26 protein-coding genes, 1 tRNA gene and 1 pseudogene are annotated in these 23,836 nt (G+C 68.2%); 14 read left to right on the forward strand and 14 right to left on the reverse strand.

Going from position 1 to position 23,836, the window contains the following annotated elements; translation table 11 throughout:
- Both QM624_RS08885 and QM624_RS08890 read left to right on the forward strand, forming a co-directional pair.
- Positions 1-1,428, forward strand: a 1,428-nt coding sequence (locus tag QM624_RS08885) for an ANTAR domain-containing protein (protein WP_415090917.1), incomplete at its 5' end; no start/stop codon positions are given.
- Between the two features lie 174 nt (positions 1,429-1,602).
- Positions 1,603-3,303: a glycoside hydrolase family 13 protein gene (locus QM624_RS08890; RefSeq protein WP_415090919.1), complete on the forward strand. Its 1,701-nt coding sequence runs from the start codon at positions 1,603-1,605 to the stop codon at positions 3,301-3,303.
- 176 nt (positions 3,304-3,479) lie between these two features.
- Here QM624_RS08890 and QM624_RS08895 read toward each other — a convergent pair whose 3' ends face one another.
- Positions 3,480-4,268, reverse strand: a complete 789-nt coding sequence (locus tag QM624_RS08895) for a GAF and ANTAR domain-containing protein (protein WP_415090921.1) — start codon at positions 4,266-4,268, stop codon at positions 3,480-3,482.
- Between the two features lie 113 nt (positions 4,269-4,381).
- Between QM624_RS08895 and arr the strand changes: the two genes are divergently transcribed.
- On the forward strand, positions 4,382-4,843 hold the full coding sequence (gene arr / locus QM624_RS08900) for an NAD(+)--rifampin ADP-ribosyltransferase (RefSeq protein ID WP_415090923.1): 462 nt from the start codon (positions 4,382-4,384) through the stop codon (positions 4,841-4,843).
- Between the two features lie 102 nt (positions 4,844-4,945).
- Positions 4,946-5,224 (forward strand): annotated as a pseudogene (locus tag QM624_RS08905) (type II toxin-antitoxin system death-on-curing family toxin); the annotation flags it as partial.
- A gap of 57 nt (positions 5,225-5,281) precedes the next feature.
- On the opposite strand, the gene QM624_RS08910 reads toward QM624_RS08905, so the two are convergent.
- Together QM624_RS08910 and QM624_RS08915 are read right to left on the reverse strand one after the other, a co-directional pair.
- Positions 5,282-6,430, reverse strand: coding sequence for an MFS transporter (locus QM624_RS08910; protein WP_415090925.1), 1,149 nt, complete (start codon positions 6,428-6,430; stop codon positions 5,282-5,284).
- Positions 6,427-7,596, reverse strand: coding sequence for an ROK family protein (locus QM624_RS08915; RefSeq protein ID WP_415090927.1), 1,170 nt, complete (start codon positions 7,594-7,596; stop codon positions 6,427-6,429). The genes QM624_RS08910 and QM624_RS08915 overlap by 4 nt, the downstream gene beginning before the upstream one ends.
- An 89-nt stretch (positions 7,597-7,685) precedes the next feature.
- Between QM624_RS08915 and cmtR the strand changes: the two genes are divergently transcribed.
- From cmtR to QM624_RS08935, 4 genes are all read left to right on the forward strand, one after another.
- On the forward strand, positions 7,686-8,048 hold the full coding sequence (cmtR, locus tag QM624_RS08920) for a Cd(II)/Pb(II)-sensing metalloregulatory transcriptional regulator CmtR (RefSeq protein ID WP_415090929.1): 363 nt from the start codon (positions 7,686-7,688) through the stop codon (positions 8,046-8,048).
- Complete coding sequence (locus QM624_RS08925; RefSeq protein WP_415090931.1) at positions 7,988-8,737, forward strand: cation transporter; 750 nt, start codon at positions 7,988-7,990, stop codon at positions 8,735-8,737. The genes cmtR and QM624_RS08925 overlap by 61 nt, the downstream gene beginning before the upstream one ends.
- Positions 8,738-8,822: 85 nt before the next feature.
- Complete coding sequence (gene soxR / locus QM624_RS08930; protein ID WP_415090933.1) at positions 8,823-9,287, forward strand: redox-sensitive transcriptional activator SoxR; 465 nt, start codon at positions 8,823-8,825, stop codon at positions 9,285-9,287.
- 109 nt (positions 9,288-9,396) lie between these two features.
- The gene (locus QM624_RS08935; RefSeq protein WP_298131361.1) at positions 9,397-9,918 is read left to right on the forward strand and encodes a flavin reductase family protein; all 522 of its coding nucleotides are present in this window, start codon (positions 9,397-9,399) and stop codon (positions 9,916-9,918) included.
- A 55-nt stretch (positions 9,919-9,973) separates the two neighbouring features.
- Here the strand turns inward: QM624_RS08935 and QM624_RS08940 are convergent, their stop codons facing one another.
- Together QM624_RS08940 and QM624_RS08945 are read right to left on the reverse strand one after the other, a co-directional pair.
- Positions 9,974-10,615: a 4a-hydroxytetrahydrobiopterin dehydratase gene (locus QM624_RS08940; RefSeq protein WP_415090936.1), complete on the reverse strand. Its 642-nt coding sequence runs from the start codon at positions 10,613-10,615 to the stop codon at positions 9,974-9,976.
- A 31-nt stretch (positions 10,616-10,646) separates the two neighbouring features.
- Positions 10,647-10,928 carry a hypothetical protein gene (locus QM624_RS08945; RefSeq protein WP_415090938.1) on the reverse strand — a complete coding sequence of 94 codons (282 nt, stop codon included), beginning with the start codon at positions 10,926-10,928 and terminating at the stop codon, positions 10,647-10,649.
- Between the two features lie 135 nt (positions 10,929-11,063).
- On the opposite strand from QM624_RS08945, the gene QM624_RS08950 reads away from it, so the two are divergent.
- From QM624_RS08950 to QM624_RS08960, 3 genes are all read left to right on the forward strand, one after another.
- Positions 11,064-11,306 carry a hypothetical protein gene (locus tag QM624_RS08950; protein ID WP_415090940.1) on the forward strand — a complete coding sequence of 81 codons (243 nt, stop codon included), beginning with the start codon at positions 11,064-11,066 and terminating at the stop codon, positions 11,304-11,306.
- A gap of 87 nt (positions 11,307-11,393) precedes the next feature.
- Positions 11,394-11,702, forward strand: coding sequence for a hypothetical protein (locus QM624_RS08955; RefSeq protein WP_415090942.1), 309 nt, complete (start codon positions 11,394-11,396; stop codon positions 11,700-11,702).
- 146 nt (positions 11,703-11,848) lie between these two features.
- The gene (locus tag QM624_RS08960) at positions 11,849-12,730 is read left to right on the forward strand and encodes a hypothetical protein (protein WP_415090944.1); all 882 of its coding nucleotides are present in this window, start codon (positions 11,849-11,851) and stop codon (positions 12,728-12,730) included.
- An 11-nt stretch (positions 12,731-12,741) separates the two neighbouring features.
- Here the strand turns inward: QM624_RS08960 and QM624_RS08965 are convergent, their stop codons facing one another.
- Entirely contained in the window at positions 12,742-13,479 is a 738-nt protein-coding gene (locus QM624_RS08965; protein ID WP_415090946.1) for a hypothetical protein, read from the reverse strand.
- Positions 13,480-13,835: 356 nt separating this feature from the next.
- Here QM624_RS08965 and QM624_RS08970 point away from each other — a divergent pair, with 356 nt between their 5' ends.
- Entirely contained in the window at positions 13,836-14,456 is a 621-nt protein-coding gene (locus QM624_RS08970) for a histidine phosphatase family protein (RefSeq protein ID WP_415090948.1), read from the forward strand.
- 141 nt (positions 14,457-14,597) lie between these two features.
- Here the strand turns inward: QM624_RS08970 and QM624_RS08975 are convergent, their stop codons facing one another.
- The 4 genes from QM624_RS08975 to QM624_RS08990 all read right to left on the reverse strand — a co-directional run bounded on the left by QM624_RS08975 (position 14,598) and on the right by QM624_RS08990 (position 16,676).
- Complete coding sequence (locus QM624_RS08975; RefSeq protein WP_415090950.1) at positions 14,598-15,839, reverse strand: MFS transporter; 1,242 nt, start codon at positions 15,837-15,839, stop codon at positions 14,598-14,600.
- 100 nt (positions 15,840-15,939) lie between these two features.
- Positions 15,940-16,278: a type II toxin-antitoxin system PemK/MazF family toxin gene (locus QM624_RS08980; RefSeq protein WP_298131335.1), complete on the reverse strand. Its 339-nt coding sequence runs from the start codon at positions 16,276-16,278 to the stop codon at positions 15,940-15,942.
- Positions 16,275-16,526 (reverse strand): hypothetical protein, encoded by a 252-nt coding sequence (locus QM624_RS08985; RefSeq protein WP_415090952.1) that lies wholly within the window; start codon positions 16,524-16,526, stop codon positions 16,275-16,277. Before QM624_RS08985 ends, QM624_RS08980 begins: the two co-directional genes overlap by 4 nt.
- A gap of 74 nt (positions 16,527-16,600) precedes the next feature.
- Positions 16,601-16,676: transfer RNA gene (locus tag QM624_RS08990), tRNA-Pro, on the reverse strand.
- A gap of 123 nt (positions 16,677-16,799) precedes the next feature.
- Between QM624_RS08990 and QM624_RS08995 the strand changes: the two genes are divergently transcribed.
- Both QM624_RS08995 and QM624_RS09000 read left to right on the forward strand, forming a co-directional pair.
- Positions 16,800-18,857 carry a S9 family peptidase gene (locus QM624_RS08995; protein ID WP_415090954.1) on the forward strand — a complete coding sequence of 686 codons (2,058 nt, stop codon included), beginning with the start codon at positions 16,800-16,802 and terminating at the stop codon, positions 18,855-18,857.
- A gap of 192 nt (positions 18,858-19,049) precedes the next feature.
- The gene (locus QM624_RS09000; protein WP_415090956.1) at positions 19,050-20,354 is read left to right on the forward strand and encodes a threonine/serine ThrE exporter family protein; all 1,305 of its coding nucleotides are present in this window, start codon (positions 19,050-19,052) and stop codon (positions 20,352-20,354) included.
- On the opposite strand, the gene QM624_RS09005 is transcribed toward QM624_RS09000, so the two are convergent.
- The 4 genes from QM624_RS09005 to QM624_RS09020 all read right to left on the reverse strand — a co-directional run bounded on the left by QM624_RS09005 (position 20,343) and on the right by QM624_RS09020 (position 23,831).
- On the reverse strand, positions 20,343-21,824 hold the full coding sequence (locus QM624_RS09005) for a hypothetical protein (RefSeq protein WP_415090958.1): 1,482 nt from the start codon (positions 21,822-21,824) through the stop codon (positions 20,343-20,345). The genes QM624_RS09000 and QM624_RS09005 overlap by 12 nt on opposite strands.
- 13 nt (positions 21,825-21,837) lie before the next feature.
- Positions 21,838-22,656 (reverse strand): Fpg/Nei family DNA glycosylase, encoded by an 819-nt coding sequence (locus QM624_RS09010; protein WP_415090960.1) that lies wholly within the window; start codon positions 22,654-22,656, stop codon positions 21,838-21,840.
- Between the two features lie 24 nt (positions 22,657-22,680).
- Positions 22,681-23,136, reverse strand: a complete 456-nt coding sequence (locus tag QM624_RS09015) for a ribose-5-phosphate isomerase (protein WP_415090962.1) — start codon at positions 23,134-23,136, stop codon at positions 22,681-22,683.
- Positions 23,137-23,231: 95 nt separating this feature from the next.
- Positions 23,232-23,831 (reverse strand): DsbA family protein, encoded by a 600-nt coding sequence (locus QM624_RS09020; RefSeq protein WP_415090964.1) that lies wholly within the window; start codon positions 23,829-23,831, stop codon positions 23,232-23,234.
- Positions 23,832-23,836 lie beyond the last annotated feature (5 nt).

Genomic DNA, 23,836 nt, shown 5'->3' on the forward strand with positions numbered 1-23,836 from the left:
CTCGAGGCCGAGCCGACCCCGGCGCCGCTGGCGGCCGTCGGGCAGCAGCTGGATCCGCTGCGCGCCCTCACGTTGGCGCGCGCCTGCCTCGCCGCGCGGAACAGCCAGCACGACGCGATCGACGCGCCGTCGCCACGACTGCACGCCTTCCCGATCCGCGACGCCCTGGACGGCAGCGCCACCCACATCCTGCTGATCGCGGGCGCTGAGGGCACTCCCTGGGATACCTCCCTGGATGAGTACCTGGACTCGATCACCCGGGCTCTGGCGGTGATCTTCATGTCGCGCTCGGGCCTCACCGCCGAGGGCGTCGATGTGCTTGCCCAGGGAGCCGTGGGCGAGTTGCTCGAAGCCGGTTCCGTCGAGTCGGCCACTCTGCCGCCGAGCGTCATCACCGCCCCCGAGCCGCCCGCCGTCCGGCTCGCCGACCTGGAACGCATCGCCGAGACCGACTGGGGGCACGCGGTGATCCGCGCCATCCAGGACGGCGCGGTGCTGTTCGACAGCAGCGGCCTGGTGCTGGAGATCAACTCCCGGTTCACCGACCTGCTCGACTACTCGCTGGACGACGGCCCGCTACGACCGCCCTATCCGTGGTGGCCGACCGTGCAGGAGGACGCCGAAGGGCTGGCAGCAATCCGGCAGATGCACGAGGCGGCCCAGCAGGGGGTCGACTTCGCCGGGGAGCTCAGGTTCTTCCGTCGCGATCGGCAACCGCTGTGGGTCTCGGTGAGCAGCGCGCGGGTCACCACCCGCGACGGTAGGACCGTTGCGGTCTGCACGTTGCGCGACGTCACCCGCCAGAAGGAGGCGCGCGAGCGACGCACCATGGCCGCGCAGATCAGCGCGGACTTCAGCTCGATCGACGATTTCGACGCTCTGCTGGCGGTGGCCGAGAACGGCTTCAACACGCTGTTCGACGGCAACAGCACCACCCAGATCATCGTGGACGACCGAACCCTGCTGATCAGCGGCGGCGTCGAACTGACCGCCGAGACGCTGCCCGAGCAGGTCCGGGTCGGCCTGGCCGGTAAGCCCAACCCGGACACCACCAGCCTCCGCCCCGGCATCCTGCTGGTGCCGCGCAGCAGCAAGGCGGGTTGCCGGGCCTGGATCCAGTTCCCCCGTCCGCGCCGGATCAGGGTCGAAGAGATGATCGTCGCCGACCTGCTCGCCCAGGCGTTCGCCCTTGCCGTGGATCGGTTCCTGGTCGCCCAGGAGGCCGCCGACCGGGAGTCGAACCTGCAGATCGCCGTCCAGAGCCACCGGATGGTCGGCCAGGCCATCGGCATCCTGATCGAACGGCACCGGATCAGCCCCACCGAGGCTTTCGCACGGCTGAAGGCCGCGAGCCAGAATCGGAACCTGAAGCTGCGGGAACTGGCTCGCCGGGTGATCGAGACCGGGCAGGAACCGCTCGACGCCTGAGGCCGGCGTCCGCCTGCTCACCCGCTCGTCCGGGGCTTCTTGACGCATCCGCGTGCGCTGTTAGGGTGGTGCAGATGACGACTTGATCCAATTGTCGAATCAGGTTGTCGAGTCCACCCGGTCAGCATCTCTGCTACCGCACACCGCACCCGTTCAGGAAGGACAGCGCGCCTCATGCCGCTCGCCTCGCACGATGTCTTCACCGCCCCCGACTGGTGGCGCCAGGCCGTCGTCTACCAGATCTATCCGCGCAGCTTCGCCGACGTGAACGGCGACGGCATCGGTGACCTGAAGGGCATCACCTCGCGAGTCCCCTACCTTCAGCAGTTGGGTGTGGACGCTGTCTGGCTGAGCCCGTTCTACCCGTCGGCGCTGGCCGACGGCGGCTACGACGTGGACGACTACCGCGACGTCGATCCCAAGATCGGCACCCTGGACGACTTCGACGAGATGGTGGCGACGCTGCACGCGGCGCACATCAAGGTGGTCGTCGACATCGTCCCCAACCACTCCTCGGACCGGCACGAATGGTTCAAGGCCGCCGTCGCCGCCGGCAAAGGATCGCCGGAACGTGAGCGCTACATCTTCCGCGACGGCAAGGGTGAGAACGGCGAACTGCCGCCCACCGAGCTGCGGTCCATCTTCGGTGGCGGCGCCTGGCATCGCGTCACCGAGCCGGACGGCAGCCAGGGCCAGTGGTATCTGCATCTGTTCGCCAAGGAGCAGCCCGACCTCAACTGGGACAACCCCGAGGTGCACGCCGACTTCCTGGCCACGCTGCGGTTCTGGAGCGACCGTGGCGTCGACGGGTTCCGGGTCGATGTGGCGCACGGCCTGAAGAAGAACCTGGACCCCACCTTCGACGCGATGATCAGCGTGGACGACGGGGTGGTCGATGCCGGCGACGGCCAGCACCCGCTGTGGGACCGCGATGAGGTGCAGGACGTGTACGCCGAGTGGCGCGCAGTGTTCAACGAGTACGACCCGCCGCGCACCGCCGTCGCCGAAGCCTGGGTGCAGCCGCATCGGCAGGCCCGCTACTCCTCACCGGCCGGCCTCGGCCAGACCTTCAACTTCGACCTGCTGCGGGCCGACTTCTGCGCCGACGACTTCCACGAGGTGATCGATCGCAACCTGAAGGCGGCCGCCGAGATCGACGGCTCGACCACCTGGGTGTTCTCGAACCACGACGTGGTGCGGCACGCCACCCGCTACGGCCTGCCGCCGGTTCCGGCCCGGGTCGGCGCACCGGGTGCCGGCGAGGTCGGACGCGGCAACGACGGCAAGCAGTGGCTGCTTGAAGGCGGCGACCCCGCCGCGGTGGACGCCGAACGAGGCCTGCGCCGGGCGCGTGCCGCCACCCTGTTCGTGTTGGCGCTGCCCGGATCGGCCTACCTGTATCAGGGCGAGGAGTTGGGCCTGCAGGAGGCCGGCCAGATTCCCGACGCCGCCCGCCAGGATCCGGCGTTCTTCCGCAACCGCGAGATCGAGATCGGGCGCGACGGCTGCCGGGTTCCGCTGCCCTGGACCCGCGAGGGTTCCTCGTTCGGTTTCGGTCCGGACGGCGCCCACCTGCCGCAGCCGTCCTGGTACGCCGACTACGCCGTGGACGTGGAGTCGGCCGATCCGGCTTCGACGCTGAACCTGTACCGGCGGGCGCTCGCGCTGCGGCATGAGTTGGAGTGCGCCGAGGCCCTGGAGTGGCTGGAGGTGTCGGCGTCCGTGCTGGGCTTCGCGCGCCCGAACGGGTGGTGCGCGGTGACGAACTTCGGCACCGATCCTGTGGCGCTGCCCAACGGTGAGGTGCTGCTGTCCAGCCGGCCGCTCACGGCGGGTGAACTGCCGGGCGAGACCACGGTCTGGCTGCGCCGCTGAACTCGACGCGGCAGAAATCGGGCCGTTGGGTGCATGCCTGCGGCCTGAGTGGGTAACCGACAATTGTCCCTGTGGGACCTGTCGCTGTTCGAGCCCGGGCTGGAACAAAGGCGGGATGCGCCGGTTGAGACCACAGCCGGCGCATCACTTAATTCTGTGGCACGTCCGATCGGGAGCTAAGCCGGCAGCTCTCCGGTGCGGGTGAGTTCCTCTGCGATGCTGACCAGCTTCCGGTTCTTCCGCTGCGACGCGCGACGCAGCATGTCGAACGCCTCGTCGGCGGTGATCTTGTGGCGTTCCATCAGAATCCCCTCAGCCTGGCCGATCACCGTGCGGTTCACCAGCGCGGCCGCGCGGTTGTCCAGGCGGCGTCCGTCGGCGAGCGCGGCGGTGAGGTGAGCGGCCAGCGCATGGGCGACCACGATGTCATCACTGCCGAAACTGCCCGCCTCGACGCTGTACAGGTTGAGCGCCCCGTAGGAGGACTCCTCGGTGTAGAGCAGCAGCGAGAGCATCGACTTCACGCCGAACTGCTCCGCCACCGCCGGACCCCACCGCGGCCACCGCCGGTCGATCCCCACGTCGTCGCTGATCACCGTGCTCTGCGTCCGGACCGTGTCGACGCAGGGGCCCTCGCGCAGTTCGTGCTGCAGTCGGTCCGCCTCGGCGACGAACTCGGCGGTGGGAGCGGCGGTGCTGAGGTGGCCCTTCTCGATCATGGTCACGCCGGCCGCGTCGCACGAGTCCATCAACTCAACGACCATCGCTACGCCCAGATCCAGCCGCTCGTCCTCGTCGACGGGAGTGGTGAGTTCACGGGCGTACTCAGCCATCGTGGTCACCACCTCAGCCGCCGGCACACCTCCGAGCGCGCCATCGTCCTGCGCTTCGTCGTGACCCTCGGACGGCACCACAACCACCCCTTTCCTTTGCTCGGAACCCAACTCCGAGGTGAAGTGTCTCACCCGTCTCTCCATTCGAATAGCTGAACGGCATGGACGCGGCACATCATTCTGGTCGACCTGGACAAGTCAAGGTCTCGACCGACGGAGTAGCCTCGCGACGAGGAGTGATACCCATGGACGACCAAGCGGAAACCCGCATTCCGGTCACCTACGACAACTGCGCCGAGGTCGAAGGGCCGTTCTACCACGGCACGAAGTCCGACCTGGCGACCGGCACCGAACTCGTCCCCGGCTACGGGTCAAACTTCCAGCAGGGCCGGGTGTCGAACAACATCTACTTCTCCGCGCTGGTGGAGACCGCGGCGTGGGGCGCCGAGTTGGCCACCGCTCTGGCCGGCGTCGAGGGCCGTGGTCACATCTATGTCGTCGAGCCGCTGGGACCGTTCGAGGACGACCCGAACGTCACCGACAAGCGCTTCCCCGGCAACCCGACCCAGTCGTACCGAACCCGCGACGGCGTCCGTGTGGTGGCCGAACTCCAGGACTGGGAGGGCCACTCCCCCGAGGTGCTCAAGACCATGCTCGACAACCTGGCCCAACTCAGAGAGCAGGGCTTGGACGTCATCTACGACTGACCTCACCCTCGGCTGACGTTGCCCCCCCTTTTGCGGTGATTGCCCCTGTTCAAACAGGTGCAATGACGCCAAACGGGCGCAACGTCGTCCCATGGCCTACTCGACTGCGCCACCCATCGGCCGCAGATCACCGTCTTCGGTACGGACGCCTACGCCACCACTGATCAGAAGGCGGCCGTCCTGCTGGAATCCCTGGTCCGCAACCATGCCCTCATCGATGGGAGCAAGCGGCTCGGCTGGTTGGCCACCGTGGTCTTCTACGGCCTGAACGACATCGCGCTCGAGGCACCCGATGACGACGCCTACGACCTCGTCATCGGAGTAGCGAGCGGAGTGGTCGGCTATCAGGAGGCGGCACTTCAGCTGGCGTCCTGGCACTGACATCGTGTCGTGGTGGCCACGCCGACCGGTGGCAGACCGCGGGGACGGTTCCTTTGGTCACCTTCGCGGACGTGAGGTGAGGACGGCCACGAGCAGGAAGCCGGGCAGCATGAGCATTCCGGCGCGGAGGCCGACGAGTTGGGCCAGTGCGCCGGTGAACAGCGGCGCGACCTGGCCGAGGCCGGCGACGATCAGCACCTGACCCATGGATTGATCGGACGAGCGGCGGCTCGCCCCGACATGCAGCGAGGACGCCAGCGGGAAGGTGGCACCGATCCCGATGCCGGCAATGCTCAGCCCGATCGTCGCCACCACCGCGTTCTGGGCGAGCAGCAGGATCGGCGAGCCGACCAGCGCGCAGGCCAGCGCGAGGTGCAGCACCCTCAGCGCGGGCAGCCTGAGCGCGAGGCGACTGGCCAGCAGCCGTCCGACGAGGCTGGCGGCGAACAGCACGCTGACCAGCGCGACCGCGACATCCTGCTGGATGCCGACCGACTCGTCGAGGAAGGTGGCCGCCCAGAAGGTGAGCGTCCACTCCGCCGCCACGATGGCGATGATGGTGAGCAGCGTCCGGCGGGTCGAGATCCGGACGTGGGCGGCCGAGACCTCAGCGTGGTCGACGTCGCGGCCGAGCACCGGAGGCAGTTGGGTGAGCCACACCGCGGCCACGGCGATGGCGACGATCACGGTGGCGATGAGGAAGAACGACTGCCAGCCCAGGAAGGTGGCGGCGCACAGGCTGATCAGGATCGGGGTCGCGATGCCGGCGAGGCTGACATAGACCTCGCCCTCGGCCATCGCGGCTGCGCGGTGCTGGTTGTGGGCGTCGGCGAGGACGGCCCAGGTCCGGATCAATGCGGCGGTGGCGAATGCCCCCGACAGGAACGCGGCGGCGATGGTGACGGCAATGGCGTGCCCGTAGCCGAGCAGAAGCCCGGCCAGGGCCGCGACGGCGAGGCCGACGATGATGGCGGGTTTGCGTGCGACCGCGGAGTGATTCGCCTGCACCCCCGCGGTGACCACGCCGATCGCGAACGCCACCGGATGCAACGAGGCCAGCAGATAGGACGCCCCCTGCGCCGCTCGCAGATACGGCAGCACCGGACCCAGCGCGGCATTGAGGATGCCGAACGCGAACAGCGCTCCGAACGCAACCCAGGTCACGGACGTGCGGCGATAGGCACCGGCTGCCGGTGAGGTGCTCATGCCACTCCCGCCCCGCGCGAGGCCCAGCGGGCGAGCAGCTCGGCGTCCAGCACGTGGTCGAACACCGATAGACCCATGCCGACCAGGGTGGCGTCGTCACCGGCGATGGCCTGGACGATCTGCGGCGGTCTGGCCCGATGCGCGGACATCAGCCCGCCGTTCAGCGCGTCGTAGAAGGCGCCCACCGAGGCGAACCGCACCAGGTCGGCCAGCCCTCCGAGCGTGACCAGGGCGGGATCGAGCGCGTTGATCAGTCCGGCGATGCCGCGTCCGAGATCTGCCGCGAGGGACGTCATGGCGTGCCTGATCGCATCCGAATCGTCGGGATGGCTGTAGAGCTTCTGCAGCCATGATCGGGGATCGGCAGTAGCGTCGACGCCGGTGCGGCGCGCGACCTCCGCCAAGTCGAAGGCGGCCGTCCAGCATCCTTTGGCGCCGCACGGGCACCGCAACGCCGGGTCGCCGAACGGCAGGTGCCCGAACTCGCCGTGCAGACCGTGCGCACTGGGGGTCGGCCGCCCGTCAGCGATCAGAGCACCGCCGACGCCGACCTCCACCACGATGTGCAGCAACGAGTTCAGTTCCGCCGGATGCATGCGTGCCTCCGCGACAGCCGCCATCGTCGCATCGTTGCCCAGCACCATGGGCCGATCGAGCGCCGACGTCAACGGGGTGGTCTCGATGTCCTGCCAACCCAGCATCGGCATGCTGAGCCGGCCATCGACCGCCAGGCCGGGAACCGTGATGCCCGCGCCCACCACCCGATCGCCGTAGCCGGCCGCCAGTCGGCGGAGCCGTTGGGCGAGCATGTCGAGAAGTTGGTCGGGAGCGATCCCGTCGTGGCCGCCGACCTCATGGATCGTCACACTGCCGTCCAGGTCGCTGGCGCCCAGCCGCCAGTCCCCGTGGCGAATGTCGAGGACGAGCGCGACGGGCCCCGTCGGACTCGCGTGCAGGGTGGTCGTCGGACGCCCCGGGCCGGCCTGCTCCGCCGACCGCTCGCTGATCAACTCGGCCTGCACCAGCCGCTTCACCAGATCCGAGGTGGGGCCGCTACGCAGGCCCACCATGTCTGCCAACTCGGTGCGCGTCACTTGCTGGCGTCGCCGAACCATCGCCAGCGCCTGCGCTGCGGTGCGCCAGTGCCGCGCTTGTGAGGAAGCCATGGCGGCAATTTACTCGCTGAACGAGTTATTTACTACACTCATTTGGAGAGCTGCCTGTCAATGGTCAGCAACTGCTGTATGGTCAGCATGTGCTGACTATTTCCTCTCGCGTGGACGTCATGAACCGCCTCGGTCGGGCGATGTCCGACGCCACCCGCTCACGCATCCTGCTGGCGCTTCTCGACCAGCCCGGCTACCCCGCCAGGCTCGCTGAGGAGCTGGAGTTGACGCGGACGAACGTGTCCAACCACCTGGCCTGCCTGCGCGGCTGCGGAATCGTCGTCGCCGTGCCGGAGGGGCGCAGGACCCGCTATGAGATCGCCGATCCGCATCTGGCCCGAGCACTGTCGGCGCTGGTGAACGTGACCCTGGCCGTCGATGAGGGTGAGCCGTGCCTCGATCCGTCCTGCACTATGCCCGGTTGCTGCGCGGACTGCCGCCCGGCGCAATGACGACCACCCTCGCCCCGGAGCGGACGGCACTTCTGCGCCGACGGATCCGGATCATTGTCGCGATCACCATCGCCTGGAATGTCGTGGAGGCGATCATCGCGCTGGCCGCCGGCGGCACGGCCTCATCGGCGGCGCTGGTCGGATTCGGCCTCGACTCGATCGTCGAGGTGCTGTCGGCCGCAGCCGTCGCCTGGCAGTTCTCGGCGTCCGATCCCGAAAGGCGCGAGAAGGTCGCTCTGCGGGTGATCGCGGTCTCGTTCTTCGGCCTCGCCGGCTACGTGTCGGTGGACGCCCTGCTCTCGCTGGCCGGTATGCGTGAGCCGGAGCACTCCCCGGTGGGCATCGTGCTGGCCGCGCTCAGCCTGCTGGTGATGCCCTTCCTCAGCTGGTTCGAACGGCGCACCGGCCGCGAACTCGGCTCCGCCTCCGCGGTCGCCGACTCGAAGCAGACACTCATCTGCACCTACCTGTCAGCAGCCCTGCTGGTCGGCCTGCTTCTCAACGGCCTGTTCGGCTGGACGTGGGCCGACTCTGCCGCGGCCCTGGTCATCGCCACGTTCGCCGTCCACGAGGGCATCGAAGCCTGGCGAGGTGACGCCTGCTGCGCGGCGCCTGCCGCCGTCCTCACCGGCGAGCGAGAGCCGGAGGACCACTGCACGGACGGCTGCTGCGCGGCGCGCGAGCACTGAGCTCGCAGCGCGAGACCGGGGAGCCTGCCCGACTACGCAGCTTAGGATCTCAAGAGAACTTGAGGTATGCCCGATCGGAGGCTTGATGGAAGGTCACCACGAGCCGGGTGAGCTGCTGAGCATCGGCGAGATGAGCCGTCGCACCGGGGTCGCTGTCTCGGCGCTGCGCTACTACGAGGAACTCGGACTGATCGCCTCGACGCGCACCACCGGAAACCAGCGACGATTCCCCCGACACATGCTGCGCCGGGTCTCGTTGATCTCGGTGGCGAAGAACATCGGCATCCCGTTGGACGACGTCCGCGAGGCCTTCACCAGCCTGCCGCTGGATCGAATGCCTAGTCAGGAGGATTGGCAACGGGCCTCGCAGGCGTGGAAGCGACAGCTCGAAGAGCGTCGTCAACGGCTGGAACGGTTGGAATACGAACTGACCGGCTGCATCGGCTGCGGCTGCCTGTCGATGAAGGCGTGCCGGCTGCTCAATCCGGACGACGCGCTCGCCGCCGCCGGACCGGGGCCGCGGCGCCTCGAGGGCCTACCCCTGGACTGAGCCATCGACGCAGACATGACGACCACGACACCACCCAGCGAGACGCACTTGACCTCAAGTCGACTGCAGGTTCTAGCGTGAGGAGCGCACGAGAGGATTTGTCTTGCCCGTGACCAGCAGTAACCCGTCGCTCTACGACGGCTTCGCCCTCTACGGAAGCGGCGTCACCCTGGTGACCGTCCGCGACGACGACGTGGACCAGTTCTTCATCGCCGCCTCCGTGCTCACCGCCTCGGTGGAGCCGTTCAGCCTCGCCGTCGCGGTCGGACAGCACCGGATCGGACTGCCGGCCATCATGCGCGGCGTGCCGTGGGCCGTCTCGGTGCTGGCCGTCGAACACCTGCCGCTGGTGGAGCGGCTCACCGGACCGACGACACGCGATGAGCGTCTGGCCGCGCTGATCGCTGCCGGCGCCGAAACGTCGCCGGAGGGTCCGCTGTGGCTACCGGACGCCCTGGTCAGCCTCTGGTGCCGCTTCTCGTCGGTGACTCCGGTGCATCACCAGTCCCTGATCGTCGGGGACGTCACCCGCGGCAGCGTCCATCGCGAAGGCCTGCCGTTGATGCGCTGGAACCGGCAGTTCACCACGGCGTGCGACGCTCCTTCAGAGGTGGCGCTCCACGCCGGCTAGGCGCAACCTCGCCCCTGCACGATCTGACAGAAGTCTGTCCCGTTGACCGGCGACGCTAGTCCCGGCCGAGCGCGGTGCACACGCAGGCCTTGTTGCCGTCCGCATCGGCGAGAACGACGAACGAGGGCGCCTCATCGTCGGAGACCAGGGTGCCACCGGCGGCCAGAGCCGCATTGATGCGCGCTGTCGCGACCTCCGGAGGAACCGTGATGTCGAGGTGGAACCGCTGCCGGTCGGCCGCCTTCGAGTCGGTTCCCTGGAACCACAACGCCGGCAGGAGGCCGGCGCGGTCGACGACTTCATCTCCACCGTCGTCGTCCAGGCCCAGCACGGCCGCCCAGAACGGGCGGACCACGTCATACGCCGGGGTGTCCAGGCCGAACTCCAACGTTTGGGCGCGTTCCGGGTGGGCAACGAATCCACGCTTGGCGGCGAGGCCGCTGATCCTTTCGGCCAGCTGCACATCGCGTTCGGTCACGCCACCCACATCGTGGCTGCTCAGCGTGAAGATCACCTCGCCGTAGCGCAGTGCGACGTCCGGGTGATGGTTCAGCTCGTCGGCGATCTGGGCGACGTCGGCGACGAAGAGGGCACCGGCGGTGAACCCGTCGGTCTGGAAGTGCGTGCGCAGCGCCGACAGAATCCAGCGCCAATCGGGAAGGTCGACGTCCGCGACCCGAAGAGTGTGCTGTGTCATCCGTCCACCCTAGGTCGCTGCATGGACAGAATCAGCGCCGCCGGGGCTTGCCTACCTCCCACCAGTCCACTGGTGGTTCGCGTTCGATGTAGTGGGCGGTGCTCTCGACGTTCCCCAGGTTGCAGAACTTCCACAACTCCTTCGCCGAGAGCGAATAGTGATGCAGCAGTTCATCGACGTCATAGGCATCGAGTTCCCCAGCGCGATGGCGATCAATGGCGTCACCTACCCGCGCGACGAGCTTGGTCAGTTCGGCCTCGTGATAGGTCCGGACCTCGGCGCGCGCGGCCCGCCTTTCCGACTTGTCGGGCATACCCGGAGATTATCGAACGCCCCCACAGAGGGAGACCAGTAGCCGCCAACTGTTGGCTTAGCCGTCGTCCGAGTGCTCGGATATCGGTCGGGCCTGCCTATTGACCCTCGCCCGGCACCGACGGAGACTGAAAGTATGAACGCAGAGTGGCAGAGCGACTGGGCCCGCCGACTCATCTGCGCGCTCGCGCTGTGGGGTTGGGGCATGACGAGCAGCGGGCTGCTGTTGTTCGGTGTCGTGGCCTACGGTCAAGGACTCCAGCATGGCATGCAGCCGATTCTCGCCATGCTGATGGGGACCGCCGGCCTGGTGGCCTGGGTGGCCCTGTCTCGACTGAACGCCCGCCGTGAGCCCGCTCGCGCGGTGATCACGAGGTAGTTGATCGCACCGCCACAGCCGAAGTCTGGAAGGTTCCCGAGGTAGCAGACTGAGCTGCGACAAGACCGAGGGGCAGGTGAGGGCAGCGTGATACGCGAAGCAGTAGCTGCCCTCGCCGCGCTCGGACCGCTACCCAGCGATTCGCAAGCAACAACCGGCGCATCCGGGCTTGAGCGCTGGGAAGATCTGGCGGATCAGGTGTCGAAACCACTCAGCGACGACGAGGCGCGGGCGCTGGCGGCCTCATTCCCGGCGAACGATTCGGACGCCTTCGGCACGGCATGGACGTTGGTACATCTGCTGGAGTCCGCGCCGGGCTGGCCCATCGAGGACGCGCTCGATCTGATCCCCGCGTATTGGCGCGATGTGCTCGAGAGTCGCCTAGGAAGGCGCTGACCAACACATCCACCGCTGGTTGAGCTTGTCGAAACCCTCTTGGTCCCAGCCTCAGATTGCACCGATGACAGAAGTCCGCGAATAGGCCCGGAGGCCTACTCTGGACCACAGCGATCCGAGGTTTGCATCGCACAAGGGAGGGCACCATGGCTGGAGCACAGCACCCTTCGGTGACGGGAATGGACGAGCGCACGCTCGGCCGGATCGACCTCATCCTGTTCGACGCCGACTACCGCGACGCGAAGGCCGCCGTCGAGGACTCGTGGCGGGTCGCGGTGATGGCCGCCGATCCGCGCACCCGCGCGGCACACGAGCGGGCCCGGGCCGCAGCGGTCGCGGCGGCGAACGACCGCCGGGACCCCACCGCCCCACGGGTGCTCACCTCGACGACTATGCACCGGGTGGCGCTGGGAGTAGCCCTCTTCGCCGGCGTGGTCGCGGTAGCGCTGCTGACCACCCCGCGCACCAGCCCACTCGCCGTGCAGGACGCGATGCTGCCGTCCGGCCTGCTCGCCGTCGTCGCGGTGACGCTGTTGTGCTGGCTCGAACCGCGTCGCGCCAACGGGTCGCTGTGGGGGTCGCGGGTGCCTGCGGTGATCCATCTCGCCTTCGGCTGTCTGTGGCTGCTAGCCGCTGCGGGCGTGTTCGCCTTCCGGTGGAGCGAGGTCAGCGCCTTCGCTGCGCTGCCGGCCATCGCAGGCCTCGCCCTGCTCGGGTGTGCCGGATTGGCCGCCCTCATCCTGTGCGGCTACGCCTACCGCGCCGACCGCTCCGGACGTCAGACCGGCCTCGCGCGAGTCACCGGCGACCTCATCGACCAGCGGGATGCACCCGAAGTCTTCGACGCACTCGACCGCTGGTGGTCGAGTGCCGGCCCGGACGCGCTACAGCAGTCCGGCGATCGCGTCCGGGACGTCCGGCGTGAGGTGCTCGCACGCCTGCGAGCGGCCAGACTGATCACTGAACGTGACGAGCAGTTGGCCTGCTGGGCTCCCGACCCGGTGAAGTGGAGCGAACGCCGCCGATAGCCGTCAGAGAATCAGCCGAGGGCCTGGGCCGCCTCGGACAGGCTGATCCGATAGCTGGTTCCACGAAGCTCCGTCCAGGCCTCTGCGCCCCGGCAGGTCCACCGCACGTGGCCAACCTCGAGCCCGTCGGGCATCACCAACCGGCCCTGCCCACCCCTCCGCTTCGGCCCTTCGGCCGTCAGTTCGAGCAGGGTCACCAGGTCATAGTCGGCGCCGTAGCCACCGATCAACAGCGCCCGGTTGTCTTCGATGAGCAGCGCCTGGGCGCCGCGGTGTGGCGACGGCCCAAGGTTCTTCGCTTCAGCCCCGGCCACCGTGATGAGGTGGTGGTTGCTATACGGACACGCGTAGACCGTGTCACCCACCACATTCATCGCTTCACAGTCATCGACCGCCGGCAGTGCTGTGCTCCACGGATACAACCACTCGGGCTCCAGGTCATCATCGAACCGCACGAGTCCGTGACCCTCGGGCTCTCGTCCGGTCAAAGCCTCATCGAAGTACCCCACCCAGACCGAACCGGAGTCGGTGACAAGGACATGCTCAACGGCGTCGCCGAAATCGCCATCCGCAACGAGTTCGCCCTCACTACTCCAGCGCTGCGCAGAGACAGCGGCGCCAGGGGGCTTCCTCGTGGAGACGAGCAGTACGCCGCCGTCCGCGGTTGGCTGAAGGAAGCCCACTCCATCAAGCGGCGACTCTAGAACCAATGACCGCTCCGGCTCAGTCCCGGCACCATGCCAGGTCACCAGCCGCCTGGGACCACCCGTTGTAGCCGCCCAGAGCGCCACGCACTCCCCCGACGGCCCGCGTCCGGTAGCAATCGGGAGCCGGTCCCACTGACCATCGCCAGGTGGCGGGGCCAGATGGCCTTCCCGAACCAGAGGGACCATCGGAAGTCGCAGGTTGGCCTGCCGATGCAGCCGCTTCTCCTCGTCTCCCCGTCGAACCGGCTGCGGCATAGAGGCGAGCATGGCGCACGGACACCCTGGCGTCCAGCAACAGGCTCGGCCACAGGACGAGGGCCCTGAGGAGTGCCTTCGCCCGGGGTCACATGCCGCCGCATCCGGGCTTGAGAGTCACTGGCCGTCGCTATTGTGCATCGGTGAGCAGCAACCACCCAACGACCCGGATCATTCTCGCCCGTCATGGCGAGGCTGCCTACCCCAGCACTGCCGAGAGCGACAAGAGCGGCGGCATCCTCACTGACCTCGGTCAAGACCAAGCGCGCAGCCTCGGCTACGCACTCCGTAACCAGGGCGTAGCTGCAGTGGTGTGCTCCGAACTGTCTCGCGCGAAGCAGACAGCCACGATCGCAGCCGACATCCTGGGTCTTGAGGTTGGCGTTCGGCCGGGTCTGCATGAGTACCAATTGGGCGAGGAGCCCTACACCACCCAAGCGCTCGGCACAGCCCTCCTGGGCTGGCTGGCCGGTCATCTACAAGCGCGGGTCCTCGGCGGTGAGAGCGGCGACGAGATCGCGCGTCGTGTCTTTCCCGTCCTCGAAGACCTGGTCAGCCTCTATGCGGGCGAGATGGTGCTCGTTGTCATGCACGGTGGCGCGATCATCGCGACCCTGGGAAGCATCGCTCCCGGACGGACCGGCTTGCCAAGCGACAACAACCCACACAATCTCGAAAGTGACCTCCCCGGAGGTGCCCATTTCTGTCTGGAGCACTCGCCGGATGGCTGGCGGATCATCTCCGAACGACGCACGACCCCATGACGTCGGAGTCGACAGAAGCTACGCCGGATCCCTCATCCAGGCACTCGACACCACCGCCATCGACACCGCCGGCACCTGCGCGCCAGTTTTGCCACCATTGATGCTGATCGTGCGCTAGTCCGTGAATGCGTCGAGCGGCGACTATCGACGGATATCGCCGCTCGCAGTCCGCTCCCAGAGCGGAGAACGTAGGAAAACCAGCGATACCGCGAGAACGGGCACGGCGGCCATCGCAAAGACCACTTGGATCGGGACGAACTCCACCAGTACGCCGCCTACCAAAGCGCCTGCCGGCGTGCCGGAGAGTGCGATCATCCGGCCGGTCATGTTGACGCGGCCTTGCAGTTCGGGCGGCGTCTCCTCTTGGCGGATCGTGATGTTGTTGATCGTCGCCAGCGTGCGAAGGTAATTCCAGGCCGTCCAGATCACCAGCGAAGCGATCCAAGCCGGGACGAAGGCGAAAAGAACCAGAAGCGGAACAAAACCGAGAAACGCCAGAATCATCAACCGTCCCGGGCCGAAGCGTCTCCTCAATCGCGTGAGCGTCAGACTGGCCAGCAGTGCGCCGACCGCCGCAGCGGCGAAGAACACGCCCAAAGCCCCCTCGGGGGCGTCCAGTGCTCGCGCGAAGAAAACGACCAGCAAGCCCATTGCCAGCCCGCCGGCGAATGTGAGTGCCGCCATGCCGAGCGTGGCAAGTCGCAGCGTTGTCGAAGCCCAGATGAATCGGAGCCCTTCGCGGATCGACCGCCACAGCTTCTCGGAGCTTCCGTCAACGACGGCCGCCGGCCTCAGATCCGTCCTGATCCGCATGATGAGTAGGGCGGACGCGACAGCCGACAGCGCGTCAGCCACCAGAATCACTTCGGGCCCCCACAGGGCGATGACGATGCCGGCAAAGGCCGGCACGACGATCCCGACCACCGTCGCGGAACTCCACAGAGCCGAGTTGGCCGCAGCAAGCTTGGACTTGCCGACCACCGCTATCAACGCGCCGAACGATGCCGCGTCGAACCATACGAATGCTGTCCACACCACGAATGTGACGACGAGGATGTGCGCCGTTGAGTGCAGGCCCGCGAGGTGAGCGATCGGAATCGAGACCAGCGCCATCGCACCGACGAGATCTGAGGCGACCATGAGCCAGCGCCGATTCATCCTGTCGGCCACCCCACCGGCGATAAGACCGAAGACCAGGTAGGGAAGAACGATGAAGGCCGAGACCAAACCCGTGAGAGCCGGCGACCCGGTTTGCTGGAAGATCAGAACCGGTATTGCCACGGCACTTGCTTCCGTGCCGAGAGTCGAGATCGTGCGACCCGCGAACCATTTGCGGAAGTCCCAACTCCATAGAGGTTCGCTCGCATCAGCATTGGCGGTCATGCCGATCTCACCTCAGTTCCCCGGACGACCGCACGATACTCAATGCCCCGCGACGACGTCGAGATCGTCATCGACCGGGAGTAGACCGGCCCAAGTGCCGCTACCGGCCGCCGGTAAGCAGTGTCAGGATCTGGTGGACCTGGTCGACCTGGGGAGACGGGTATGGCGCGCGATCAACGCGGGTGACGCGACCAATCGACATTGACTTGACTTGCTCGCACATCGCCACGGTGGGTGTCGCGTCGCGGGAGGTGAGCTTCACATGCGTGGACCATCCGCGGTCTGTGTGCGTCAGCGGCACCGCGATCAGCAAGCCGCGGGCACGATGAAGAGCTGGCTCGGACAGCACCAACCAGGGCCGGTGCTTGGCCTGCTCCCGCCCGACGGTCGGGTCCATGTTCGCCCAGATGACGTCACCGCGGGCGATCGACTCGGTCACTGCCCCGCCTCGAATCGGGCGATGGACTCCTCGGCGTCGCCGGCGAACGCCGTGTCGGCCTCGCCGAGCTCGTCCAGATACTCCTGGTCAGGGGTCTCAGCTTCGAGTGCAGCCCAGAACTCAGCCTTGCGCCGGGCGTCCAGCATCTCCTCGATGAGTTGCGCCTGGGTCAGGTGTGCCGCTCGGGCCGCGTCGCGCACTCGATCACGCACCACACGAGGCACCTTGATCGTCGCCACATCAGTCATACCTACAGGGTACCTCTGCGGGATACCAAGGTCTCGTGGAGGTCTTGAAGGCCTCATCCAGCCGGGGAAACGAATGGTCGGGGCGACAGGACTCGAACCTGCGATCTCCTGCTCCCAAAGCAGGCGCGCTAGCCACTACGCTACGCCCCGGACGTCCGCGCTCAGCGGGCACCGCGTTGAGTCTAGGCCAGTCGATCGGCCATCGGGAAACCGGACAGGGCAGCACTCCCCTCGCCGGTCGTTCTGACCACCCGCCGTACTAGGGTGGTTGAAATGGCAACACCTTTTGATGACATCGATGTCTACCTCGCGCTGCCGCGGTGTTCCGGACTGAGCCTCTCCCCTGACGGCACACGTCTGGTCACCACCGTTGCCACCCTCAACTCGAAGCGCACCCAGTACCGCAATGCCTTGTGGGAGGTCGATCCGACGGGCACCGAGCCGGCCCGGCGACTGACCCGGTCACGCAAGGGCGAGTCTTCCGCACTGTTCACCGATGCGGGCGATCTGCTGTTCACCTCCGCCCGTCCCGATCCGGACGCCGACGATGACGACGAGCCCACCGCGGCCCTGTGGTTGTTGCCGGCCGCCGGTGGCGAGGCCAGCCTGATCGGCAATCGGCTCGGCGGCTACGGAAAGGTCCAGACCCACAGCACGCAGGTGCTGGCCGCGGCGCCGCGCCTCGCCGCGTCCACCGACGAGGCGGACGACGACCGCCGTCGCAAGGAGCGCAAGGACAACAGCGTCAGCGCGATCCTGCACGCCAGCTACCCGGTGCGGCATTGGGACCACGACCTCGGGCCGGGCTCCCAGCATCTGATGGCCGCCGACCTGCCGGCCTCGGCACTTGAGGCGGGCGCCGACCCCGTCCGGCTTGAGTTGCGTGATCTCACACCGACCGCGTCCGCGCACCAGTGGGAGGACTTCGACCTGGCGACCGACGGCAGCTTCGCCGTGGCGGTCGAGTCCCGGATCGGCAGCGCCGGCGATCGGTACAGCCGACTGGTCCGAATCGACCTCTCCGATGGCGGTAGCACCGTCCTGGTCGACGAGCCGGGGGTCGAGGCCTATGAGCCATGGCTCTCCCCCGACCGCACCCGCCTGCTGTTCAGCCGCGCACCGCTGACCAGCCCGGAGCGCTCGGCGCACCAAGAGCTGCATCTGCTCGACCTCGGCACCGGCGAGAGCCGGCAGGTCGCCACCGAGTGGGACCGCTGGCCCACCTGCCACGCCTGGCTGCCCGACAGCAGCGGCATCATCCTGACCGCGGACGAGAACGGCCGCGGACCGGTCTTCCTGCTCGACCTCGCCTCGGACGTCGTCACCCGGCTGACCAGCGACGATGCCAGTTTCACCGACCCTCAGATCTCTCCCGACGGCCGCTGGGTGTACGCCCTGCGCACGTCGTACGCGGCGCCATCCGAGGTAGTCCGGATCGATCTGGACGCCGCCCGCAGCACCGGTGCGCCGGTGGCGTCCGAACTGCTCCGGAACCCGGCACCGGCGCCCGAACTGCCCGGCACGCTGACCGAGATCAGCACCACGGTCGCCGACGGCAGCACGGTGCGGGCGTGGCTGGCGCTGCCGTCCGGGGCCGACGCCGAGCATCCCGCGCCGCTGCTGCTGTGGATCCACGGTGGTCCGCTCAACTCGTGGAACGGCTGGAGTTGGCGCTGGTGCCCGTGGCTGCTGGTCGCCCAGGGTTACGCGGTGCTGCTGCCCGATCCGGCCCTGTCCACCGGTTATGGCGAGGACTTCATCGCTCGTGGCTGGAGCCGTTGGGGCGCCGAGCCGTTCACCGATCTGATGGCGATCACCGACACCGCGGTCGCCCGCGACGACATCGACGCGAGCCGGACGGCAGCCATGGGCGGCTCGTTCGGCGGCTACATGGCCAACTGGGTCGCCGGGCACACCAACCGCTTCCGCGCCATCGTCAGCCACGCGTCCCTGTGGAGCCTCGACCAGTTCGGGCCCACCACCGACCACGCCTACTACTGGGCCCGCGAAGTGGGTGAGGCGATGCTGCGCGAACATTCACCGCACAGCTACGTGGAGCAGATCCGGACGCCGATGCTGGTCGTGCACGGCGACCGCGACTACCGGGTGCCGATCGGCGAGGGCCTGCGGCTGTGGTGGGAACTACTGAGCCGTTCCCAGCTCGCTCTGGACGCCGAGGGCCGGACGCCGCACCGCTTCCTGTACTTCCCCGATGAGAACCATTGGGTGCTCAGCCCGCAGCATGCGGCGATCTGGTACGGCACGGTGTCGGCCTTCCTGGCCGAGCATGTGTTGGGTGAGGCGCGGCAGTATCCGGAGTTGCTCGGCTGACGTCGCGCCGGCTGTGAACGGAGATCCCGGATCAAGTCTGGGATGACGGGTTCGCTCGTCGCGCTGTCTGAACGGAGATCCCGGATCAAGTCCGGGATGACGGATTAGCTCGTCATCCCGGTGAACGCCGGGATCTCGGATCAGTCGCGGGATGACGGATCGTCGCCCGGTCAACCAAGTTAGCGTGATCTCATGGCGGACGATCCGGTGGACCCGACCGACGAGCAGGCGAGCGACGAGGACCGGCTCGAACCCACCGATCTGGTCCGGCGTTCCCGGGTGGTGCTGCGCGCCGGCATCCTGATGCTCGGCGCCGGCACCAGCGGGTTGCGGGTGCGCGAGGTGATGGAGGCCGTCGCGCGCTCGATCGGCATCCAACAGCTCGACGCCCAGGTCACCTTCACCCAGATCGTGCTCACCGTCGGACGCCGCGGCCTGTTCCGCACCCATGTGGGCGAGACCCGTCCGGGCGTCAACGCCGATCGGATCGCCCGGCTGCATCAGCTCAGCCATGAACTGCCCGCCCACGAGTCGGCCGAGCAGATCGACCGCCGGCTCGACAAGATCGAGCAGCACGCGTTCTGTTATCCCTCCTGGCTACTGGTGATGCTGGTCGCCGTCGCTTGCGCGTCGGTCGCGATCCTGGCCAACGGAGGCTGGCGGGAGGTGCTCGCGGTGCTGCCGGCCTCGGCGATCGCCTACGGACTGCATCGCCTGCTCACCCGGCTGCAGTTCAACCAGCTGGCTGTGGTGCTCACCTCGGCGGCGCTCGCGTCCGCGCTCTATGTCGGCTTCGCCCAACTCCTCACGCTCACGCTCGGTGCGCCCAGCGACCGCTTCGCCGCCGGCTTCGTCTGTGCCTCGATCTTCCTGATTCCCGGCTTCCCACTGGTCACCGCCGGCCTCGACCTGACCCGGCTCGACCTCGACACCGGCGTCCCACGGATGACCTACGCCGCCATGGTGGTGCTGGCCATCGCCATCGGGGTGTGGCTGGTGGCGTCCCTCACCGGAGTCTCGCCCGATCCGGTCGGGCCGCTCAACGGACCACCGGTGCTGGTCTGGTCGGCGATCGTGGCCGCCAGCTTCCTGGCGGTGTTCGGCTGGGCGACGATGTTCAACGCCCCGCTGTGGACGGCGGTGGCGTCCGGGGTGGTCGCGATCTTCGGCAATCTGGTCCGCCAACTGCTGCTCGACAACGGGATCAAGCCGCATGTCGCGATCTTCGCCGCCTGCGTGGTGATGGGTCTCGGCTGTGCGCTGGCCGCCCGCTGGTTCTCGATGACGAAGATCATCATGACCGTGCCGACCCTGCTGGTGGTGATCCCCGGCTCGTCCGCGCTGCGCACCTTGATCTACTTCGACCGGACCGACATCAACGCCGCCATCGAGTCCGGCGTCTCGACCGCACTGGTCGTGGTGGCGATGGTGGCCGGCCTCTCCGGCGCCCGGATGCTCACCGACCCCGAGTGGACCTTCACCCGCTCACACCAGTGACTGACCGAGCGCCAGCCAGGCCAGCACCTCCAGATCGTCGGGCTGCGTGAAGTCGGACGCCGCGACCCCGGCGAGCAGCCGGCGCGAGTTCTTGATCGTGCATACCGACGCCGTCGGCGCCATCGGCCACTCCTCCGGGCACAGCTGCAGCAGCCCGACCAGCTGCGCCTGCCGGACGGCGTCCAACCCGACCGGCTCACCCGGCAGGTCACCGCCGAGGGCATTGATCAGCCCGGCGAACGCACCACCCGACACCTCCCGGCTGCGCAGATGCAGCACGTTGAGTTCGAGCGCCACCCATTCCGAGCCGCTCGGACGCGACAACAACGCCAGCGCTTCGTCGCCGGCGTCCTCACCCAGTGCGAGGGTGGCCAGCCAGGCGGCCATCACCACCCGGCCGTAGCCCAACTGCGGGTGCACCAGCCCCAGCCGGCGCAGGGCCGCCCGCACCATCCGGGCATTGCCGGACCGCTGGCCCCGCACGATCCCGGTGGCGATCGACAAGAGATCGGGCTCCTGGCTCCAGTCGCGATCATCCAGCAGCCGCTCGGCGGCGGACGGCTGACTGATCAGCGCCCGTCCCAGCGCCTCGGCGACCACGAACCCGCCGGCCGGCGTCACCGGCGCACTGCTGCGCAGCACGCGGGAGGCGCCCGCAGCCAGCAAGGTGTCGAACTGCGGGGCGAACGAGAGGGTCAGCGAGGTGAGCCCGCGCGGCGAATGCACCCTGACCCCGACCCGTCCCGCATCGGCGATCACCTGGACGGCGTCCCCTTCGGCGCGGGTGGTCACCGGGGGCGCCACGACGAGTGCCTGGTCGGGCTCGCGGAACTCCCACGGCTGACCGGCGTTCAGCTCCAGCGGAGCCAGCCACGGTGGCAGCCGGGCGCCGAGAGCGTCCATGGAGGGGTACAGGTCGGCGCGCAAGGTGCCGACCCAGCGGCGTCCGGGAGTCAGGGTGAGATCGGACGGCGCCAGCGCGAACGCGCCGTCGGCGTCCTCCAACCAGCCCTGGGTGAGCCGCAGGCCGACGACTGGTGCGGCGCGTCCGGACGGCGCGATCGCGATCAGGCCCTCGGCGCCGGCCGGCCAGGCCCAGGCCACGCAGCCTGGCCCGGGGCGCACCGACAACCGTGGCGGCGTCCCGAGTTCGCTCGGTGGAACGAAAGAACCGTCCCCTCGTACCGCTTCGGGGTCGGGCGGTGGACCGGAAGAACCGTCCCCCTGCGCCGGGCTGTCGCCGGCGCGCAGCGCCCAGCGGATCGTCCAGGCCTCGCCCACGGCGTGCCGCACCGCGCAGGTGGCGTCGCCGAGGGTGAAGCCGTGTTCGACCTCGTCGGCATCGTCGGTGAACCGGCCGGTGGGCTGCAGGCCGTCGAGTTCGAAGTCGGCCCAGACGTCCTCGTCGTGCAGCAGCGCGAACCCGGTGCCGTCGTCCCGGACCCGAATCGCGAACGCACCCCAGCGCATCAGCCCGGCCCGGTCAGCGCCGCCGCTGGCAGCGTGGGCACCAGTACAGGTTGCGGCCTTCGAGCACCTGGGTGCGCACCGGGGTGCCGCAGACCAGGCAGGGCAGGCCGGCGCGGCGGTACACGTACACCTCGCCGCCGTGTCGGTCGACGCGGGGGTCGCGGCCCATCGCCTCGGGCATGTGCTCGTCGCGCACCGTGTCGATCCGGCCGTCCCGGACGCCGAGTCGCAGCAGCACCACCAGGTCGGCCCAGACCGCGTTCCAGGTGCGGCGCGAGATCGTCCTGCCCTCTTTGAACGGGTTGATCCGATGCCGGAACAGCACCTCGGCGCGGTAGATGTTGCCGACGCCGGCGGTCACCGCCTGGTCCATCAGCAGGGAGGCGATGCTGCGTCCGGACCGGGAGATCTTCGCCCAGGCCTTCTCACCGGTGCATTCCGGACGGATGGGGTCGTCCCCGGCCTTGGCCATCACCTCGTCGCGGGCCTCGTCGGTGATCAGCCGGCACCATTGCGGGCCGCGCAACTCGGCGCGATGGACGTCCCTGGCGATCAGCAGTCGCAGGGTGTCCGGGCCGGCGGGTGAGGTGGGCGGACCGTCCAGCAGCCAGAGTTTGCCGATCAGCCCGAGATGGATGTGCACCACCCGATCGGGTCCGAAGTCGATGAACAGGTGTTTGCCGTACGCCTCGGCGCCGTTCAGTACGTCACCGTCGAGCAGTGCAGCCTCGTCGGCGAACCGGCCCTGCGGGCTGCTGACCCGCACCGTGCGGCCGCCGAAGCGTTCGGTCAGGCCGTCGGCGAGCCGATGGATCACGTGCCCCTCGGGCATGGCTACTCCCCCGCTCGGACGCCGTCAGCGGGCGTGCTGTGCTTCGTACTCATCGAGCATGGCGAGCCGTCTGGCGTGCCGCGGGTCTCCGGAGAACGGTGTCTCGAGGAACACGGTCACCATCTCCAAGGCATCGCTCAGCGACTGCATGCGTCCGCCGAGTGCGACGATCCGGGCGTCGTTGTGCTCGCGGGCCAACCGGGCCGTGGTGGTGTTGTAGGCCAGCCCGGCGCGCACGCCCTTGACCTTGTTGGCCGCGATCTGTTCGCCGTTGCCCGAGCCGCCCAGCACGATGCCTCGGCTCTCCGGCTCGGCCGCGACCGCTTCGGCGCACGGCAGGATGTACGACGGATAGTCGTCGGTGGCGTCGTAGGAATGCGCACCATGGTCGACCACCTCGTAGCCGGCGCCGGTCAGTTCCTTGGCCAGGAACTCCTTCAGGTCGTAGGCCGCGTGGTCGGCCGCGATATGAACGCGCATGCCGTCAACATAGCCGAACTGCCTAGCTAGCCGGGTGTTGGTCGAGCTTGTCGAGACCCGGTTTCGACAAGCTCAACCAACGCGGCGGCGGAGCCTCAGTCGAAGATCGGGCCGACGGTCCGGGTGCGCTTGGCCTCGAAGAAGCCCGGGTAGGCGGTCAGCTTGGCGAAGCCGTCGAACAGGTCACCGGCCTGCTCGCCCTTGGGTGCCGGCGAGATCACCGGACCGAACAGCGCCATGCCGTTCATGTGAATGACCGGGGTGCCGACCTCGTCACCGACCGGATCCATGCCCTCGTGATGGGAACGCTTCAGTTCGTCATCGGCCGCATCGGTGTGACCTGCCTCGAGCAGCGATGCCGGCAGGCCGACCTCGGCCAGCGCCTCGGCAACGGTCTCGTCGGCGAGATCCCGTCCGCCGGGATGCAGCAGGGTGCCGATGGCGGTGTAGTAGTCCCGCAGCTTCTCGGGATGGTCACGCTGAACGGCCAGCGCCACCCGCGCCGGCGGCAGGGCCTGATCCATCATTGCCCGGTAGTCCTCGGGCAGGTCGCGGCCCTCGTTGAGGACCGACAGACTCATCACGTGGAAGTACACCTCCACGTCACGCACCTTCTCGACCTCAAGCAGCCAGCGCGAGGTCATCCACGCCCAAGGGCAGGCCGAGTCGAACCACATGTCCACACGTTGCGTCATGCGCT

It is taken from the genome of Micropruina sp. (genome assembly GCF_047606365.1).
Lineage (GTDB): Bacteria > Actinomycetota > Actinomycetes > Propionibacteriales > Propionibacteriaceae > Micropruina.

Bases quoted from the DNA above. Each gene is read 5' to 3' on its own strand.
- soxR (WP_415090933.1), top strand. From the start codon at position 8,823: ATGGAAGGTCACCACGAGCCGGGTGAGCTGCTGAGCATCGGCGAGATG.
- QM624_RS09010 (WP_415090960.1), bottom strand. From the start codon at position 22,656: ATGCCCGAGGGGCACGTGATCCATCGGCTCGCCGACGGCCTGACCGAA.
- QM624_RS08910 (WP_415090925.1), bottom strand. From the start codon at position 6,430: ATGAGCACCTCACCGGCAGCCGGTGCCTATCGCCGCACGTCCGTGACC.
- QM624_RS08975 (WP_415090950.1), bottom strand. From the start codon at position 15,839: ATGACCGCCAATGCTGATGCGAGCGAACCTCTATGGAGTTGGGACTTC.
- QM624_RS08945 (WP_415090938.1), bottom strand. From the start codon at position 10,928: ATGCCCGACAAGTCGGAAAGGCGGGCCGCGCGCGCCGAGGTCCGGACC.
- QM624_RS08890 (WP_415090919.1), top strand. From the start codon at position 1,603: ATGCCGCTCGCCTCGCACGATGTCTTCACCGCCCCCGACTGGTGGCGC.
- QM624_RS09020 (WP_415090964.1), bottom strand. From the start codon at position 23,831: ATGACGCAACGTGTGGACATGTGGTTCGACTCGGCCTGCCCTTGGGCG.
- QM624_RS08960 (WP_415090944.1), top strand. From the start codon at position 11,849: ATGGCTGGAGCACAGCACCCTTCGGTGACGGGAATGGACGAGCGCACG.
- QM624_RS08915 (WP_415090927.1), bottom strand. From the start codon at position 7,596: ATGGCTTCCTCACAAGCGCGGCACTGGCGCACCGCAGCGCAGGCGCTG.
- QM624_RS09000 (WP_415090956.1), top strand. From the start codon at position 19,050: ATGGCGGACGATCCGGTGGACCCGACCGACGAGCAGGCGAGCGACGAG.
- QM624_RS09005 (WP_415090958.1), bottom strand. From the start codon at position 21,824: ATGCGCTGGGGTGCGTTCGCGATTCGGGTCCGGGACGACGGCACCGGG.
- arr (WP_415090923.1), top strand. From the start codon at position 4,382: ATGGACGACCAAGCGGAAACCCGCATTCCGGTCACCTACGACAACTGC.
- QM624_RS08940 (WP_415090936.1), bottom strand. From the start codon at position 10,615: ATGACACAGCACACTCTTCGGGTCGCGGACGTCGACCTTCCCGATTGG.
- QM624_RS08985 (WP_415090952.1), bottom strand. From the start codon at position 16,526: ATGACTGATGTGGCGACGATCAAGGTGCCTCGTGTGGTGCGTGATCGA.
- QM624_RS09015 (WP_415090962.1), bottom strand. From the start codon at position 23,136: ATGCGCGTTCATATCGCGGCCGACCACGCGGCCTACGACCTGAAGGAG.
- QM624_RS08995 (WP_415090954.1), top strand. From the start codon at position 16,800: ATGGCAACACCTTTTGATGACATCGATGTCTACCTCGCGCTGCCGCGG.
- QM624_RS08950 (WP_415090940.1), top strand. From the start codon at position 11,064: ATGAACGCAGAGTGGCAGAGCGACTGGGCCCGCCGACTCATCTGCGCG.